This is a genomic window from Nocardioides aquiterrae, from assembly GCF_039526625.1.
GTDB classification, from domain to species: Bacteria; Actinomycetota; Actinomycetes; order Propionibacteriales; family Nocardioidaceae; genus Nocardioides; species Nocardioides aquiterrae.
The window spans coordinates 121,203-137,140 of sequence record NZ_BAAAJE010000015.1 but is presented as its reverse complement, the minus strand read 5'-3'; the positions used below and the strand labels follow the sequence as shown (position 1 = coordinate 137,140).

19 protein-coding genes are annotated in these 15,938 nt (G+C 69.7%); 12 read left to right on the top strand and 7 right to left on the bottom strand.

The features are described from left to right. Window positions 1-9: 9 nt before the first annotated feature. Entirely contained in the window at window positions 10-615 is a 606-nt protein-coding gene (locus ABD086_RS14925; protein ID WP_343908361.1) for a TetR/AcrR family transcriptional regulator, read from the bottom strand. A 145-nt stretch (window positions 616-760) separates the two neighbouring features. Here ABD086_RS14925 and ABD086_RS14920 point away from each other — a divergent pair, with 145 nt between their 5' ends. From ABD086_RS14920 to ABD086_RS14905, 4 genes are all read left to right on the top strand, one after another. Beyond that, on the top strand, window positions 761-1,324 hold the full coding sequence (locus ABD086_RS14920) for a TetR/AcrR family transcriptional regulator (RefSeq protein ID WP_343908360.1): 564 nt from the start codon (window positions 761-763) through the stop codon (window positions 1,322-1,324). Between the two features lie 29 nt (window positions 1,325-1,353). Then, entirely contained in the window at window positions 1,354-2,097 is a 744-nt protein-coding gene (locus ABD086_RS14915; protein ID WP_343908359.1) for a patatin-like phospholipase family protein, read from the top strand. A gap of 696 nt (window positions 2,098-2,793) precedes the next feature. Continuing rightward, window positions 2,794-3,555 (top strand): hypothetical protein, encoded by a 762-nt coding sequence (locus tag ABD086_RS14910; RefSeq protein WP_343908358.1) that lies wholly within the window; start codon window positions 2,794-2,796, stop codon window positions 3,553-3,555. Further along, a complete protein-coding gene (locus ABD086_RS14905) occupies window positions 3,552-4,118 on the top strand; it encodes a hypothetical protein (protein WP_343908357.1) in 567 nt (188 codons plus the stop codon). Before ABD086_RS14910 ends, ABD086_RS14905 begins: the two co-directional genes overlap by 4 nt. A gap of 199 nt (window positions 4,119-4,317) precedes the next feature. Here ABD086_RS14905 and ABD086_RS14900 read toward each other — a convergent pair whose 3' ends face one another. Continuing rightward, window positions 4,318-4,959, bottom strand: a complete 642-nt coding sequence (locus ABD086_RS14900; RefSeq protein WP_343908356.1) for a DUF1345 domain-containing protein — start codon at window positions 4,957-4,959, stop codon at window positions 4,318-4,320. Then, window positions 4,956-5,705, bottom strand: coding sequence for an SDR family oxidoreductase (locus ABD086_RS14895; protein WP_343908355.1), 750 nt, complete (start codon window positions 5,703-5,705; stop codon window positions 4,956-4,958). Before ABD086_RS14895 ends, ABD086_RS14900 begins: the two co-directional genes overlap by 4 nt. Before the next feature lie 152 nt (window positions 5,706-5,857). Between ABD086_RS14895 and ABD086_RS14890 the strand changes: the two genes are divergently transcribed. Then, on the top strand, window positions 5,858-6,694 hold the full coding sequence (locus ABD086_RS14890) for a nitrilase-related carbon-nitrogen hydrolase (RefSeq protein ID WP_343908354.1): 837 nt from the start codon (window positions 5,858-5,860) through the stop codon (window positions 6,692-6,694). On the opposite strand, the gene ABD086_RS14885 is transcribed toward ABD086_RS14890, so the two are convergent. Beyond that, on the bottom strand, window positions 6,687-7,151 hold the full coding sequence (locus ABD086_RS14885; RefSeq protein ID WP_343908353.1) for a MarR family winged helix-turn-helix transcriptional regulator: 465 nt from the start codon (window positions 7,149-7,151) through the stop codon (window positions 6,687-6,689). The two genes, ABD086_RS14890 and ABD086_RS14885, sit on opposite strands and share 8 nt — an antisense overlap. Before the next feature lie 109 nt (window positions 7,152-7,260). On the opposite strand from ABD086_RS14885, the gene ABD086_RS14880 reads away from it, so the two are divergent. Both ABD086_RS14880 and ABD086_RS14875 read left to right on the top strand, forming a co-directional pair. Then, the gene (locus tag ABD086_RS14880; RefSeq protein ID WP_343908352.1) at window positions 7,261-8,076 is read left to right on the top strand and encodes a maleylpyruvate isomerase N-terminal domain-containing protein; all 816 of its coding nucleotides are present in this window, start codon (window positions 7,261-7,263) and stop codon (window positions 8,074-8,076) included. Between the two features lie 10 nt (window positions 8,077-8,086). Beyond that, the gene (locus ABD086_RS14875) at window positions 8,087-8,584 is read left to right on the top strand and encodes a VOC family protein (RefSeq protein ID WP_343908351.1); all 498 of its coding nucleotides are present in this window, start codon (window positions 8,087-8,089) and stop codon (window positions 8,582-8,584) included. A gap of 16 nt (window positions 8,585-8,600) precedes the next feature. On the opposite strand, the gene ABD086_RS14870 is transcribed toward ABD086_RS14875, so the two are convergent. Then, window positions 8,601-8,990, bottom strand: a complete 390-nt coding sequence (locus tag ABD086_RS14870) for a YybH family protein (RefSeq protein ID WP_343908350.1) — start codon at window positions 8,988-8,990, stop codon at window positions 8,601-8,603. 106 nt (window positions 8,991-9,096) lie between these two features. Between ABD086_RS14870 and ABD086_RS14865 the strand changes: the two genes are divergently transcribed. From ABD086_RS14865 to ABD086_RS14850, 4 genes are all read left to right on the top strand, one after another. Then, window positions 9,097-9,684, top strand: a complete 588-nt coding sequence (locus ABD086_RS14865; RefSeq protein WP_343908349.1) for a helix-turn-helix domain-containing protein — start codon at window positions 9,097-9,099, stop codon at window positions 9,682-9,684. Window positions 9,685-9,792: 108 nt separating this feature from the next. Then, window positions 9,793-11,253, top strand: a complete 1,461-nt coding sequence (locus ABD086_RS14860) for a purine-cytosine permease family protein (protein ID WP_343908348.1) — start codon at window positions 9,793-9,795, stop codon at window positions 11,251-11,253. A gap of 43 nt (window positions 11,254-11,296) precedes the next feature. Continuing rightward, a complete protein-coding gene (gene speB, locus ABD086_RS14855; protein ID WP_343908347.1) occupies window positions 11,297-12,277 on the top strand; it encodes an agmatinase in 981 nt (326 codons plus the stop codon). 102 nt (window positions 12,278-12,379) lie between these two features. Continuing rightward, complete coding sequence (locus ABD086_RS14850; protein ID WP_425571632.1) at window positions 12,380-12,679, top strand: putative quinol monooxygenase; 300 nt, start codon at window positions 12,380-12,382, stop codon at window positions 12,677-12,679. 39 nt (window positions 12,680-12,718) lie between these two features. On the opposite strand, the gene ABD086_RS14845 is transcribed toward ABD086_RS14850, so the two are convergent. Next, window positions 12,719-13,804 (bottom strand): sensor histidine kinase, encoded by a 1,086-nt coding sequence (locus tag ABD086_RS14845; protein ID WP_343908346.1) that lies wholly within the window; start codon window positions 13,802-13,804, stop codon window positions 12,719-12,721. A gap of 197 nt (window positions 13,805-14,001) precedes the next feature. Then, window positions 14,002-15,228, bottom strand: coding sequence for a PilZ domain-containing protein (locus tag ABD086_RS14840; RefSeq protein WP_343908345.1), 1,227 nt, complete (start codon window positions 15,226-15,228; stop codon window positions 14,002-14,004). Window positions 15,229-15,517: 289 nt separating this feature from the next. Here ABD086_RS14840 and ABD086_RS14835 point away from each other — a divergent pair, with 289 nt between their 5' ends. Further along, complete coding sequence (locus ABD086_RS14835) at window positions 15,518-15,937, top strand: DUF6326 family protein (protein WP_343908344.1); 420 nt, start codon at window positions 15,518-15,520, stop codon at window positions 15,935-15,937. The last annotated feature ends 1 nt before the right edge of the window (window position 15,938 follow it).

Genomic DNA, 15,938 nt, shown 5'->3' with positions numbered 1-15,938 from the left:
GTGCGCGGGTCAGAAGCCGGTACGGAGGTGCTTGAAGGCGACGTCGAGGAACTGGTCGAACTCCATCGACCCGGGGCTCGACGACGTGTCCCCGGGGAGGCGGACGTCGACCAACCCCTCGAGGGCCGCCGAGACCATGCCGTAGAGCGCGCCGAAGAGCAGCGAGACGTAGGTCGGCGGGTACCGATCGGCCGCCACCGAGCGCAGCCGCTGCTCAGCCTCCAGCCGCATCCGGTGCTGGACGTGGTGGACATACGGTTCGAGGGACGGGAACTCCCGCGAGAGCCGGATGACCTCCCGCATCCGCGAAAGGGTCTCCGTGGTCAGCTGCAGCCGCAGCACGCCGTGGATCGCGTCGAGCAGCGGGACGTCACCCGAGACATCCTCCAGGGCACTCACCGCCGCATCGATGCCGGAGTACGCCACCGCAGCGACCGCCGCCTCCTTGCAGGAGTAGTGGTTGGCGAACGTGCGGCGCGAGTACCCCGCGCGCTCAGTGACGTCGTCGATCACGAAACCGTCCAGACCATGCGCCTTCGCCAGGTCGAACGCAGCCTCGGCGAGCGCCTGCGCGGTCGCCTCACGCTTCATCTCACGCAGTCCGGGTCGTGTCACACACCAAGAGTGGCAGACGACTGCCCAAACGGCAAAATGACCCATCGGGCAACCAGTCCGCGAGCACAAGTGAGAGTATGATCTCAGATGGAGCGTCGATGGCAGCGAGGAAGGGTTGCGTGTGCCCACACCGAAGTTGGCGTCCATGCGTTCGGACGCCGTGTCGAACGTCGCGCGGATAGTGGAGGCGGCACGCCGCCTCTTCGCCACCGGCGACGGCAGGGGGCCACTCCGCCACGTCGCCCGGGATGCCGGCGTCGGGGTCGCGACGCTCTATCGGCACTTCCCGGACCGAGAGTCCCTGGCCTCCGCGGTGTACGCGCACGTGTTCGCCACTGAAATCGAGCCCGCACTCGCGACCTTCGGGCGCCACGGCGTATCACGGGAGGCGCTCCTCGACGTCGCCGAACGGATCAGCGACGTGGTGGCGCACCAGCCCGGCCTTATCGCCGCCATGAGCGACATCACCGAGACGACCCGGGACCTGCTTCGCCACCGAATGGAGACGATGGCGCCGATCCTGCGCGCCAGCCAAGAAGCGGGCAACATCCGCCCGGACATCACGCCCGAAGACCTCCCCGTGTTGATCGCCCTGGTCGCCACCGCCTTCGCAGGCACGAGCCTCGACCGACCAACACGCCGCCGCTATCTCGGGCTACTGCTCGACGCACTCAGCCCGAGCCGCCCCCAGCGCGCACCCTCCCACTGAGAAGTGCCCGACCAGCACGGAGCCGCTGCATGTCCTCCAGCCCGCGAATCGGTCTCGCCCTCGGGGGCGGGGCCGCACTCGGCGCTGCCCACATCGGTGTCCTGCATGCCCTCGCCGACCACGACATCCAACCCGAGATCATCACAGGGACGAGCGCCGGAGCCCTCGTCGGCGCCGCATTCGCGGCCGGCCTGCCCCTGGACCTCATCGAGGAGAAGGTCCGCACGGCCACCTGGGCCACCTTCGGTCAGTTCACCCTCGCACCCCGCGTGGCATTGCTGGACAGCTCCGTGCTCTCGACCTCCGTTGCCCTGCTGGGCCACGAGCCGAGGATCGAGGACCTGCCACGCCAGTTTGCGGCTGTCGCCACCGACCTCCGCACCCGCGCATCCATCGTGCTCACCCACGGCCCGCTCGACCTCGCCCTGCGGGCAAGCATCGCCGTCCCCGGACTCTTCCCACCGGTCGCCTGGGACGGTCACCTCCTCGTCGACGGCGTCCTGACCGACAACCTACCCATCAGACCGGCCCGGAGCCTGGGCGCAGACATCGTGATCGCCGTACAGCTGTACGGTGGCCGCAAGCGGACAGTTGCCTCGAGGCGACCCACAGCGGCGCCCGGAGCCGCCACCCCGCCCGCCACCGAGACCCTGATCATCAAGCCACAGCTGCGGCAGCTGTCGAAATGGTCACGCACCGACATCCCCCGGATCATCGACGAAGGACGACGTGCCGCCGATGAGGCACTGGCAGCCCCGTGCCGTCGACAATGACGGAGGAATGGATGAACGCCAGCGACTTGGTCGAATGCTTGAGAATCAGATGAAGGAAGTGCGGCAAGGACGGCTTCGCACTCGGCGCCACCGCCCAACATGGGCAAGGTGTGGGTTCACGCTCAAGCCGCGTGCATTGACCCCGCGGGCGAACAGCGGAAGCGTGCAACTGCGTCCCGTCGGCTTCCACGACCTCGCCGCGAGGCACAGCGCCAGTTCGCTCGCCGATGAGCGGCCCGCCCCGATCCCTACCGGGCCGACAGCCGCCGAACTCTCGACCTTCTTGGCTTGGCCGACGATGCGCCACGACTGCTGGGGAGGCCCACGTTCGTTACAAACGTGGTACAAATGCTCCAAAGTCATCGACGTTTGAGCAGGTCAGCATGGGTCAGTCAGTCAGTACTACGACATCTAGCAGCCGCTAGTTCAAGGGTTCGGCACAGCCCCTGACCTGCACTGCCTCGGGGAGTTAAAGCCCCAGTTCAAGAGAGGTTCTTGAAGGCAGAAACACACTTCAGCGTGTTGTCGCAGGTCAGGGGCTGTTTCGACGTTTCTGGACATTCTTGTGTCATGGCTGTGTCACGAAGTCAATCACCGCGTATGACCGTGCGGCCCGGCTCTCTGGGAGATGCAGCCGCTCATGCCGAAGAGCGGACGGGCGTCCGACGACGGTATTCTGGCGCCGGAGGTTCGGCGTTGAACGAACAGAAACAGTCGACGAGGCGTGGTCTCGCCGACGAAGCCATTGGTACTCGTGCCCTACCGTTCGGCGTGCGCGCCTCCCCCCCATACGCCCGTCCGACCCCGGCCCCCGCGACTCGTAACACCACGCCAGACGGCGAGCCGAAGTACCTGTACTTGGCCGAGCAGGCTTACGCGGACACCTGGATCAATGGCGGCGACGTGCCCATCTACCCGGCGAGCCGTTACCTAGACACGGTTCGCGACGGAACCAAAACGCCAGACGAGGTCATGCAGAAGTCAATCACCGGGGCGAGCATGAACTTCCTGAGCGAGAATCGAATTCTCAAGATCGGGCCGGGGGCAGCCGTTACTGGGCTCGTCTTCGAGAACTGCACCTTCAACGGCGTGCGAGTGCCTGGCCGGATCGAGATCAATCAGTACCCGGAGCACTCGTTGATTCTCTGCATGTCCAACGTGTACGACGTGGCCATCATGGAGCGGTTGGGACACAAGGCGGCCCTTCGAATTCCGTCGGTGGCCGCCCTGAAGGCTTGTATCGACCCACAGATCGGTGCAGACAGCATGTGTGGGCGCGTCGACTACACCAGCGAGTCCGGCAACCGGGGGCACTTCCTCAAGAGCACCGACGACCAGTGGCAGAACGAGTACCGGCTCGTTTGGGTGGGTGACGGCTTGGGCGCCGAGGCCAAGTGGGTCACTCTCGCCGCCGGGCTTGCGGAGCCGCTTTCGGTCGACGTTGGATCCTACTCATGACGTGTGGGCCGACCCCACCTGGCTATTGGTTTGATACGAACGTCGAACGCGCGGGCGAGTTGTTCTTAAAGGCCTTATGGATCCAAGGCCAGATGGCCGACCTTCTCATATTCTCAGAGCGGCCAGACCTCATCGCGCCTTTTCATGCCACTCCGACGGAATTGCCAGGACAGTTCATACAGCTCCGGTTTGAGAAGTGGGAGAAGTTGAACTTTGGTCCCACCAAGGACGCCTTCATCGCGACATTCGGTGCCCTACTCGCGGACGCTGACAGTGACGACCTTGAGTATCTCAGTGCTCTGCGCAACGCCATCGGCCACGCACATGTCTCCATGGGCCGCGACTACTTTCTCTATCGTCCGAGGACCAACCGCGAAGCTGCTGCAATCGAGGGACTCGCGCTACCGCCTCGCGAGGGAGCGATGGAACCTTCGGTCATCAAGCTCGCCTTCTATGACGATGAGTTCTACATGGACTGCTTCAACCGCATCAAGAGACTCGACGAAGGTTGCCTGAGGAGGGTCGCTACGGCAATTGGCGTTCAACAGAGCCGCATACGTTGAGCCTCAGACTCTGCCGCGATGGGCGCGCAACCCACGGATCCACTCCTCACTCGCCGGAGTGCGAGCGGCGAGTGCATCGCCAGACACCAACCGTGGCCATCAGCGCATCTCCTAGATCGTCCCTCGCCGTGCGTCACGGGACAGCGAAGCATGCGGAGCCGGTGGTAGCCATGCGGCGAGGGGGCGCGACCACGCCCGGTCACTGACCGAGGTTGGTGACCAGGTTGATCGCCACCGCCATGACGCCCGTGCCGAACGCGTAGGAGAGCAGGGCGTGGCCCAGGGCGATCCTCCTGATGGACGTCGTCGTCGGTTCGGTCTCGGAGACGGCGAACGACATGCCGACCGTGAAGGCCAGGTACGCGAAGTCGCTGTACGCCGGGGGCTCGTCCTGCTTGAAGTCGATGCCCCGGGCGTCCGGCTCGTCGAGGTAGTACAGGCGTGCGTACTTGAACGCGTAGACGCTGTTCACCAGGGCCCACGAGAGCGTCACGCTGAGCACGCTCAGGATCACCGAGGCCACGGCGGCGCCGCTCTTGCTGCTGCTGGACTGCACCAGCGCGACCACGACCACCGCGAGGCTGGCGACCGCCGCCGCGAGCAGCCAGACGTCGGTCGACCTGGTCTGGCTCTCCTGCTCCGCGAGTCGCTTCGTCCCCGCCGCGTCCTGCGGCCAGCTCATCCGCCAGACCCAGGTGAGCAGCACCGCCACGGTGACGGTCCAGCTCACCAGCGGCAGCAGGCGGGGTGTGGCGAGCACGGCGACCAGCCCGCCTGCGGCCAGGCCGGCCACCAGGCTGAGGAGCGCCCGGCGCGGGGAGAGCAGCTGGCCGGGCGTCACCGCGGAAAGTTCTCGTTGCGCAGCGTGACGACCGCGCTCTGGAGCACCACCTCGGGCGGCAGGGTGACGGCGGTGCGGACCAGCCCTGCGACGATCGCGGGATCCATCTTCCGCTCCTCCGGGAGGCCCCACTGGTCCATCATGGGCGTGTTCATCGCGGCGGGGTCGATGATGCTGACCCGGGCCGGCCAGTCGCGCTCGCGCGACTCCGTCTGCATGACCTCGGCCAGCTTGTGCATCGCGGCCTTGGACGAGTTGTAGGCGCCGGCGCCGGCGCCCACCGTCAGCGCGCTGATCGAGACGACACACACGATGTCGCCGGTGCGGGAGGTGTGGTGACCCTGGAGGTGCCGCACGAACGCCCGGCTCAGGTACATCGGGCCGTGCACGTTGACGGAGAAGACCTGGTGCCAGCGCTCGTCGTCGACGTCGACCAGGTCGTCGCCGCGGTCGGTGCCGGCGTTGTTGACGAGCAGGTCGAAGCGGTCGCCGTACGTCGTGGACGCGTCCGCCACCACCCGGTCGACCGCGTCGCGGTCGGTGACGTCGACGGCGACGGGCTCGGCGGTGCCGCGGCCGTCCTCCTCGACCAGCGCGACGGTCGCCTTCGCTCCGTCGAGGTTGACGTCGCCGACGAGCACGTGCGCACCGGCCTGCGCCAGGTCCCGGCTGATCGCGCGACCGAGCCCGCTCCCGCCGCCGGTGACCAGCGCGACCCGGTCGGTCAGGTCCCTCGGGGCGCTCATCAAGAGTGCACCGGCACGGAGTGGGCGTCCTTGGTCCTGGGCGGTTCGACTCGAGGCATGCGGGCCGGTACCCAACGCCCGGCTTCGCAGTAGGTCGGGAATCGGCCGACGACGTGTGGGAGCATCGCCGGACCACTGAGCGAGGAGGTCCCATGATCGTGGTCGCGGCCTGTCAGCTGGCGCCGGCGCTGGGCGATGCCGCCGCGAACCGGGATCGTGTCGCGGCCGCGGTCGAGGACGCGGCCGGCCGCGGCGCGGAGCTGGTGGTGCTGCCCGAGCTGGTGTCCAGCGGGTACGCCTTCGAGGACCGGGCCGAGGCCTGGGCGTCCGCCGAGGACGTGGACGGGTCGACGGTGCAGGCCTGGCGGCGACTTGCGGCGGACCGCGGGGTCGTGCTGGTCGGCGGCCTCTGCGAGCGCTCGGGCGACTCCCTGTTCAACTCGGCGGTGGTCGTCGACCCGTCCGGGGTACGGGCGGTCTACCGCAAGGCGCACCTGTGGGACCGCGAGCGCCTGATCTTCGACGCCGGTGACCAGGCTCCCCCCGTCGTCGAGACGAGGGTGGGGCGCCTGAGCACGATGGTCTGCTACGACCTCGAGTTCCCCGAGTGGGTGCGGATCCCCGCCCTGGCCGGCGCCCAGATCCTGGCCGCGCCCGTGAACTGGCCGGCCGCACCGGCTCCCCCGGGCGAGCGACCCGCCGAGGTCGTGCGCGCCCAGGCCGACGCGGCGGTGAACCGGCTGCCCATCGTCGCCGCCGACCGGGTGGGGGTCGAGCGGGGCGTCGCCTGGGTCGGCGGCACCGTGGTGACCGACGCCGACGGCTGGGTGGTCGCCGGCGGGTGGTCCAGCGAGGAGGAGGCCGTCGTGCTGGCCGAGCTCGACCCTGCGCAGGCGGACGACAAGAGGATCGGCGGGCTCAGCGACATCCACGCCGACCGGCGCGCGGACCTCTACCCGACCAGCGGCTGGGTGCGCCCGCTCACGTAGCGTCGTCCAGGCGGCTCAGGACCGAGAGCGCCACCGTCGCCAGGGTGCGCACCTGCGCCGTGGTCAGCCCGTCGAACACGAGCTGCCGGACCAGCTCGACGTGCGCCGGCGCGGCGTTCTCGATGGCCTGTCGTCCCGCGGCCGTGATCGCCACGTACGCGCCGCGACCGTCCTCGGGGCTCGCCGCGCGCTCCACCAGGCCGCGCTCGGCCATCCGGGCCACCTGCCGGGAGACCCGGCTCTTCTCCCACTCCAGGCCCCGGGCGAGCTCGAAGGCGCGCAGCCGCCCGTCGGGCACGTCGGTGAGGTGCACGAGCACGTCGTAGTCGGACAGCGACAGGCCCGACGTGGCCTGCAGCTCCCGGTTGAGACGGGCCGACAGGTGGGCGTGGGCGTCGAGCCACGCCCGCCACGCCCGCTGCTCGTCGGGGTCGAGCCAGCGCACGTCCAGGGGCACGGAGCGAGTCTAGGCAGCCCCCCGTCCCACTGTTGACAGCATCGTCACCCGGCTTCAATCTGGTTGTCACGACAACCAAGCTCGGGTCAGGCGGGTCTGGGAGGACGCGATGAGTGCCTGGAACTTCATGAGCTACGACAGCAAGGACAACCTGCTGGAGGCGGTCCGGCGCGAGTCGGCGGACATGTTCGCGCTGGCCGAGGATCCCGGGGCCTGGGAGGCTCCCACGGGCGCCGGCCACTGGCAGGTGCGCGACATCTTCGGACACCTCATCGACACGACCGAGACCTACTTCACGGGCTTCGACGCGGCGCGCGGCGAGGGCGAGGGCCCCCCGTTGGTGCCGCTCACCGAGATGGCGGTCCACGTCGACCGCGGCGCCCAGGCGTTCCGGTCCCTCGGGCGCGAGGAGGCTCTGGAACGCCTGCGCGTCGCCCTCGACCGGATGCTCGCCATCGAGGAGGGCCTCTCCGAGGAGGACTGGAACCTGCCGGTCCCCCACAAGTACATGGGCCCGCTGCCGGCGTTCTTCTACCCCGTCTTCCAGCTGGTCGACTACGCCGTGCACAGCTGGGACATCCGCGAGGGCAGCGGCAAGCCGCACGCGCTCGAGGGCCGAGCCGCGGACCTGCTGGTGCCCCTCTGCTTCGTGCTCTGGTCGGCCACCGCGAAGGTGGGGCCGGAGACCAAGCCCATGGACCTGGGGGTGCGGATCCTGTCCGGGGAGAACGCCGGGGAGACCCGCATCTGCGTGCGTCCCGACGGCCTGACCACCAGCGCCGACAGCATCGCGGACGTGCCCACGGTGATCGACTTCGACCCGGCCAGCTTCGTCCTGACGGCCTACGGCCGCATGAACGCCGGCACCGTCCACGGAGACCGGGACCTCGGGCACGAGTTCCTCGACGGCTTCTTCCGGATCTGAGGCGCGCACCGTGACGTCGATCGACCGGGACGCGATCTCAGCCGAGCGGGAGCGGATCCGCCAGGATCTCCTCCGGGAGGGTCCCGACCGTCCCGCCACCAGCGCCCAGGGCCTGCACCACTTCGCACTGATCTGCTCCGACGTGCGCCGGACGATCGAGTTCTACCAGGGGCTCCTGGAGTTCCCGCTGACGGAAATCTTCGAGAACCGGGACTATGCCGGCTCCAACCACTTCTTCTTCGACATCGGCGCGGGGAACCTGCTGGCGTTCTTCGACCTGCCCGGCCTCGACCTCGGCCCCTACGCGGAGGTGCTCGGCGGCCTGCACCACCTGGCCATCTCGGTCACGCCCGAGACGTGGGACCACCTGCGGGGCAAGCTGGACGCGGCCGGCGTGGAGTACCTGATCGAGAGCGAGAGGTCCATCTACTTCCGTGACCCCGACGGCGCCCGGCTGGAGCTGCTGGCCGACCCGCTGGGCGAGATGTACGGCACCAAGGTGCTCTGAACGGCGCGTGCGCCGCTCACGCCGTGGGATCGGGCGAGAGGTGCTCGTGGACCCCCAGCCAGCGCCCCGCCGCGTCCCTGCGGAAGACGATCGTCTCGCGCTCGTGCTGAGGTGCCTCCTCACCGGCCAGCGCGGTGGTCACCCGGTGGGTGAAGACCGCGACGTCGTCGGTCAGGAGCTGCACGCGCGGATCGGACGACGTGCACCCCTCCACCCGGAACCCGTCCTGCTCCCAGTCCTGCCAGGTCGCCTCGTACTCCGCCCGCGACTCCAACGGCGCCGGGCAGTTGGGGAAGACGAACGTCGCGTCGGCGGCGAAGCCGTCGAAGTACGACGCCACGTCGTGCGCGCCGAACGCGTCGACCAGACGCCGTGCCGCCTCGAGCACCTCATCCTGCGTTGTCACCGGACCACCTTTCGCGCGCGCTTCATCAGGCAAGTATGTTGTCCCTGAGACAACAACGGTATCAGGATGCGGCGGTGGGCGACCTCGGCCGAGAGAGCGGGTCTCGATGAAGTCTGTCCCGGTGCGGCCCAGTGCCGAGCGGCCCCGGATCGGCGCCCGGCTGCGTGCCGCGCGGCAGCGCCAGGGCCTGACGATCGACCAGGTCGCGGCGGCCGCTGAGGTCACCAAGGGCTTCGTGAGCCGGGTCGAGCGGGACGAGACCTCCCCGAGCGTGGCCACGTTGGTGACCCTGTGCGAGGTGCTGTCCCTTCCGGTCGGCACGCTGTTCGAGGTCTCCGAGAACGACCTGGTCCGGCGCGCCGAGGCGCCCGAGATCCACCTGACCGGCGCCGGCGCCGCGGAGCGGCTGGTGACACCGCGGGGCCAGTCCCGCCTGCAGATGATCCGCTCCTCCATCGAGCCCGGAGGCTCCGGCGGGGACGAGCTCTACACGCTCAACTGCGAGCTCGAGGTGCTCCACGTGCTCAAGGGCCGGCTCGACCTGGTCTTCAGCTCCGAGACCCACCGCCTGATGGCCGGTGACACGGTGACGTTCGCCGGCCGCGAGCCGCACACGTGGCGGAACCCGGATGCGTCCCGGGCCGCCGAGGCCATCTGGGTGATCCTCCCGGCCTCCTGGGACGCGTCCGTCTGACCTCTGGACCCGGGGCGACGCGGGTGCTCGCAGACTGTTGACCGATAGAGATCACAGGTTTATCGTCAGGCAACTTCCTCTACCGCAGCCACCAGAAGAGGTTCGCCCATGTCCGAGGCAACGAGGAGCCCGCGCGTCTCCGAGATCGAGGTCCGCTCCATCGACTGGGTGCCGGACACCGAGCGGCACGGCCGCTTGTGGCACCAGGCCCCGCTGTGGTTCCTGGGGAACTTCCAGTACTTCTCGATCCCCATCGGGTTCATCGGACCCGGTCTGGGCCTGTCGCTCGGCTGGACGGCGGTCGCGGCGGCCATCGGGCTGGCCATCGGCACGACGGCGATGGCGTTCCACGCCTCGCAGGGGCCTCGCATGGGCCTGCCCCAGATGATCCAGTCGCGGGCACAGTTCGGCTACCGCGGCGTCGTGATCGTGCTGCTCGCCACGCTGTTCACCTACGTCGCGTTCAACGTGACCGACCAGGTGCTGCTCGGGTCCGGGCTCGAGGCGGCGTTCGGCTGGAACCCGCACGTGGTGGCGGTGGTGGCCACCGTCGGTGCGGCCGTGCTGGCCATCTACGGGCACGACTGGGTGCACCGCGCCTTCCGGACCCTCCTGTACGTCTCGCTCCCGCTGACCACCATCGTGACCGTCGGCATCCTGCTCGGGCAGGCCGGCGGCCACGCCCCGACCGCGCACTACGGGTTCTCCTGGGTCGCGTTCATGGCTCAGCTGTCGGCCGCGGCCGCCTACAACATCACCTACGCGCCGTACGTCTCCGACTACTCCCGCTACCTACCGGCGAACACCCCGGCCAAGAAGGTCATCGCGTCGGTCTTCGTCGGCGCGGCGGGCGCGGCGTTCTGGCTGATCGTGCTGGGCGCCTGGCTCGCCATCCGGTTGGGCGCGGTCGACGGGCTGGCCGGGCTGCATACCGCCGGCAACAACGTGTTCGGCAACCTCGGCGACGTCGTCGCCCTGCTGTCCGCCCTGGCGCTGGCAGCGACGATGGGGATGAACGCCTACGGCGGAGCGCTGTCGGTGCTCACCGCCATCGACTCCTTCAAGCCGCTCAAGCCGACCCGGACCGCGCGCATCGTCGCCATCCTCGTCCTGACCGTGCTCTGGTACGTCGTGGGCGAGGCCATCACCGGCGGTGCCGTGGGCACCGTCTTCACGGCGCTGACGCTGATGCTCTACCTGCTCGTGCCCTGGACCGCGACGAACCTGGTCGACTACTTCTTCGTCCGGCGCGGCCACTACGCCATCACCGAGCTGTTCCGCCCGGACGGCATGTACGGCGTCTGGGCCTGGCGAGGGCTCACGGCCTACGCCGTAGGCTTCCTCTTCGAGATCCCGTTCATGGTCCTCCCGACGCTGGGCAACTGGACCTTCACCGGGTTCATGGTGGAGAAGGTCAACGGCATCGACATCGCGTGGCTGGTCGGCCTCGTGGTCTCGTCCGTCACCTATCTCGTCCTCGCCAGGTCGCTGGACCTGGACGCGGAGCGCGCGGCGCAGCACGAGAGCGACCAGGAGCTGGCCAGGATCGACGAGGCAACCGCCACCTGAACGGGTGCGGGACTCGGGCCGACCGTCACCCGGAGGGGAATGGATGTCACAGGAAACGCCACGCACGGTGGAGAACGGGCGGGTCGGCCCGGTGCTGTCGACCGACGTCCCGCGCTACGCCGGCCCGGCTACGTTCGCGCTGCTGCCACGGGTGGACGAGATCGGGAGCAACGACCTCGACGTCGCCGTGGTCGGGGTGCCGTTCGACGGCGGCGTCAGCTACCGCCCGGGAGCGAGGTTCGGGCCCAGCCACGTGCGTGAGTCCTCCCGGCTCCTCCGGCCGTACAACCCGGCCATGGAGCTGTCGCCGTTCGGGGTGCAACAGGTGGCGGACGCCGGTGACATCGTGGCCAACCCCTTCTCGCTCGAGGAGGCGGTGCAGCAGATCGAACGAGCGTCGGACGAGCTGCTCGAGCGGGCCGGCCGGCTGCTGACCATCGGGGGTGACCACACGATCGCCCTCCCGCTGCTGCGGTCGGTCAGCAGGCGCCACGGGCCGATCGCCGTGGTGCACTTCGACGCCCACCTCGACACCTGGGACACCTACTTCGGCGCCCCGACGACCCACGGGACGCCGTTCCGCCGAGCCTCCGAGGAAGGCCTGATCGACCGCGAGGGCAGCATGCACGTCGGCATCCGGGGTCCGCTCTACGCCGCGCAGGACCTCGTCGACGACAACGCCCTGGGCTTCCAGATCGTGCCGGCTCGGGAGATGGACGCCCTCGGCGTCTCCGGCGTGGTCGAGCAGATCCGCGCCCGGGTCCAGGACCGGCCCGTGTACGTCTCGGTCGACATCGACGTGCTCGACCCGGCGTTCGCACCCGGGACCGGCACGCCCGAAGCGGGCGGGCTGCTCAGTCGCGAGCTGCTCGCCATCCTGCGCGGGCTCGCCGGCGTCGACCTGGTCGGAGCCGACGTCGTCGAGGTCTCGCCGCCCTATGACCACGCGGAGATCACCGGGATCGCCGCGAGCCACGTGGCCTACGAGCTCGTCTCCGCGATGGGGAAGACCGCTCGACCCTGACGACCGCGTAGGGACAGTGGTAGATCTGCCGATAGCGGCCCCCGCACCCCGCCGGTTCAATGGAGCCCGACCAGCCCACACCGGAGCGAAGGAGTCCGAGCCGTGCTGACCAAAGCGCTTCTCGTGCGTCTCGAGGCACTACCCGGCAAGGAAGACGAGCTCGCCGACTTCCTCACCCAGGCGCGAACGATCGTCATGGACGAGCCGGGCACGGCTACCTGGTTCGCCATCCGGTTCGGGCCCTCGAGCTTCGGGGTGTACGACGCGTTCCCCGACGACGAGGCCCGAGACGCCCACCTCGCCGGCGGTGTCGGTCAGGCGCTCGGACCCAACACCGGGGTCCTCTTCTCGGAGCCGCAGATCGAGAAGATCGACATCATCGCCGACAAGGTCCCGGCGTAGCCGCCCAACCTGTCGCGGCGACCCTGATCCGGCCTCCGCTCAGTGGACCGGGAACCGCAGGGTGGCACACAGACCGTGCGGTCGGTTCGTCGAGAGCTGGAGTGCTCCGCCGTGGGCCAGGGCGATGGTGTGCGCGATGGCGAGCCCCAGGCCTCGTCCGGTGACGTCCTGACGGGGGTGCGAGCCGCGCTCGAACGGTTCGATGACGCGATCGCGCTCGTCCTCGGCGATGCCCGGGCCGTTGTCGGAGACGCAGACCTCGGCGACCGCTGGGTCCTCGCGATGAGCGCGGAGGAGAACCACCGAACCGGCTGGTGCGTAGCAGGCGGCGTTCTTCAGCAGCTCGGACACCGCGCGGCGGACCTCTGCGACGTCCAGCACGACGGGCAGCGCGGCGGGCGTCTCGACGCGTAGCTCGACCCGGTTCTCGTCGAACAGCGGGTGGTACGCGGACGCCACCTGCTGCACGAGACGCGCCAGGTCGTCGCACGTCCTGGTGAGCTGGGTGTGGCGGTCGAGGTCGAGGAGTGCCGAGATGGTCTCGAGCAGCGTCCCGAGGGTACCCGCGGCCCGGAGCACGGCGTCGAGCGCCCGCTCCGCCTCGGGCGGGACGCCCGCTCGCTGGTCGTCGAGTATCTCTGCGTAGCCCAGCAGGTTCGTCACGGGTGTGCGCAGGTGGTGGTTGATGGTCTCCAGCAGCTGTCCCCGAAGCTCGGACTGACGCTCCAGCGCCGACCGCTCACCGGTGACGTCCTGGACGAGGACGATGGCCCCGTTGGGAGTACCGTCGGGTGCGGTCAGCGGCGAGGCGTTGCAGCGCAGGTAGAGCAGGCGTCCGCTCGACGTCCGCGAGGCGATGAGGGCGTCCCGGACGATCTCGCCCCGCCCGGCCCGCACGAGCGGGACGTCGTCGGTCGGCAAGGGCGCGGACCCGTCATGGGTGAACAACCGGAAGCGAGCGGTGATCTCGTCCTCGGGCACGGGTTCGAAGGGAAGCTCGAAGAGCTCCTGCATGCCGGGGCTGAGAAAGGCGATCCGTCCGGCAGCGTCGCTGGCGGCGACGAGCAGTCCGGTCTGCGCCAGCAGGGTCGACGACTTCAGCCGCTCGAGCTCCGAGTCAGCCATCCACTCCTCCATGCTGGGAACCGCCTTCGCGTCGTTCGGCCGGCGCGGCGCGCCTGTCGGCGCGGGCGCAACCCCACCGCCGCTCCATGCTGACCCCCCGGAACGTACGAACAGGACACCCAGGACGGCGTCCTGCACACACCGGCTATCAGACGGCGCTCTTCGGACACCCGGACCCCGGACCCAGGAGGACGCCGTCACGGGGCGCCGTCGGCGTCGGCGTCGTCGATGACCGCGAAGAGGAAGTCGCGATGGACCTCGTCGAGGGGGTGGAACCGCAGGCCCACGACGTGCCCGTCCTGACGGCTCCGGGCGTAGGTCACGCCGGCCTCGAGCGGCAGCAGGGCGCCACCGACGGCGATGGTGATGCGGACCGAGCTGCCCACGCCCGGCACCTGGTCGGGATCCGAGGTCGGGACCAGGCAGCGCAGCCCCCAGATGCTGAGGGACTCGGCAGCGCAGGCGGTGTCGTGGCCCGGCCACTGCAGTCGGGCGGGAATGCGCACCTCCACTCGGCGGGTCATCCGACGGTCGTAGAGGACCACTCGCGGCTGCGCGGGCCCGACCGCGGTCGCGGCGGTCGCACCGGCGTCCGGCCCCGTGCAGGTGGCGGCGTCATGCCCGCCCGAACGCGGCGAAGGGACGACGGGGCCTGCGTCGGTGTCCTGCTCCGTGTCGTCGTCCGGGGAACCGACGTCGCCGTCGTCCTGATCGACGTGGTGCTCCGAGGCAGCGTCTGCCTCCGCCTCGCTGTCGGTCTCATCCCCATCGCCCGTCTCGACGAGCTCCAGCTCGTCGTCGCGCTCGTCGTCGGAGCCGCGCGAGCGACGCAGGATGGCTCGGGCGACCGCCAGCCCGGCGGCGATCGCACCCACCGCGACGGCCAGGGCGGCCAGGCTCCCGTCGATCGTCGTCGACCGGGTCCCCGGCACGGGTGCCGCATGCCGGGACGCCTGCGCCGGGGCGGCGGTGGTCGTGCTCAGGTCCCGGGACGGGTCGTCGGTCGGCTCGGGGGCGCGCAGGTCGCGGACCAGCTCACGCCGAGCGTCGCGCCCGGGGTCCCCCGATTCGTTGCCGACGACCAGCCGCTCCCCGGCGAGCACCGCCCAGGCCACGTAGCAGATCAGCACGACGACCCCGGTCACGGCGGCCACCGCCACCAGGGCACCCGCGCTGGGGCGCGGGCGGGGCGCGGCCACCGGCACGACCTCGACCTCGTGGGTGCCGTGGGTGATGCCCTGCGGCCTGTGCGGACCGTGCGGACCGTGCGGGACGTACGGGCCGGGGGCGCCGTTGCCACGGAGGACCACCGCGAACGCCCAGCGCAGGCGCTCGCGAAGCGAGAGATCCAGCACGGCGTCTCCGGCGGTGTCCAGCACGGACTCGTGGGACCCGTTCGGGGCCGCGATCCTCTGGTCGCTCATGCCGTCGCCGAGGTCGAGCTTTGGCCGACGGTCCTCGAGCACGTGGGGTGGGCGGAAGCGTGGGGTGACACCTGCGGAACTCCCTTCGGAGAAGACACCGAACATCGCCCGAGGTCGCACATCGTCTGCCCTCGGAGGTGCCCGACGCCCGGGGTTCTCGGCGTGGTTGCGTCGAGCGGACACCGGTCAGCGCACGGCGGACATGCCGGGCCGGCTCAGGACCTTCGCCCCTGGCGGACGGCTCCCCCGCGGCGGTTGTCTGGCGGCATCCGGCTGACTGGGAGGTCGCATGTCGACGGCTGTTCGTCCGCTCCCTCGGACCACGCGCCACGACGTCCGCACGGTGCTGCAGTCGGCCTGGATCTTCGTGACGCTCAACTACCTCTACTGCGACGTCCTCACGCTGATGCATCGCGACGAGCTGCAGGGCTTCCTGGCGGGTGAGGTCGGGGGGATGAGGATCAGCGAGGGGTTCCTGCTGGGCGCGGGCGCGCTCATGGAGATCCCGATCGGGATGGTCCTGCTGTCGCGGGTGCTGCGGCGTTCGGCGGCGCGCATCGCCAACCTGGTCGCCGGGACCGTGATGACGGTGGTCCAGGCGGCGACCCTCGGGTTCGGCCCCGCACCGTTCTACCTCTTCTTCTCGGCGGTCGAGATCACAGCCACCGCGTTCGTGGTGGTCTACGCCTGGCGCTGGCGGGAGCCCTGAC

Coding starts and splice junctions, on each gene's coding strand:
- ABD086_RS14835 (WP_343908344.1), top strand. CDS start 15,518: ATGTCGACGGCTGTTCGTCCGCTCCCTCGGACCACGCGCCACGACGTC.
- ABD086_RS14880 (WP_343908352.1), top strand. CDS start 7,261: ATGAGTGCCTGGAACTTCATGAGCTACGACAGCAAGGACAACCTGCTG.
- ABD086_RS14840 (WP_343908345.1), bottom strand. CDS start 15,228: ATGAGCGACCAGAGGATCGCGGCCCCGAACGGGTCCCACGAGTCCGTG.
- ABD086_RS14920 (WP_343908360.1), top strand. CDS start 761: ATGCGTTCGGACGCCGTGTCGAACGTCGCGCGGATAGTGGAGGCGGCA.
- ABD086_RS14905 (WP_343908357.1), top strand. CDS start 3,552: ATGACGTGTGGGCCGACCCCACCTGGCTATTGGTTTGATACGAACGTC.
- ABD086_RS14915 (WP_343908359.1), top strand. CDS start 1,354: ATGTCCTCCAGCCCGCGAATCGGTCTCGCCCTCGGGGGCGGGGCCGCA.
- ABD086_RS14860 (WP_343908348.1), top strand. CDS start 9,793: ATGTCCGAGGCAACGAGGAGCCCGCGCGTCTCCGAGATCGAGGTCCGC.
- ABD086_RS14895 (WP_343908355.1), bottom strand. CDS start 5,705: ATGAGCGCCCCGAGGGACCTGACCGACCGGGTCGCGCTGGTCACCGGC.
- ABD086_RS14890 (WP_343908354.1), top strand. CDS start 5,858: ATGATCGTGGTCGCGGCCTGTCAGCTGGCGCCGGCGCTGGGCGATGCC.
- ABD086_RS14845 (WP_343908346.1), bottom strand. CDS start 13,804: ATGGCTGACTCGGAGCTCGAGCGGCTGAAGTCGTCGACCCTGCTGGCG.
- ABD086_RS14865 (WP_343908349.1), top strand. CDS start 9,097: ATGAAGTCTGTCCCGGTGCGGCCCAGTGCCGAGCGGCCCCGGATCGGC.
- speB (WP_343908347.1), top strand. CDS start 11,297: ATGTCACAGGAAACGCCACGCACGGTGGAGAACGGGCGGGTCGGCCCG.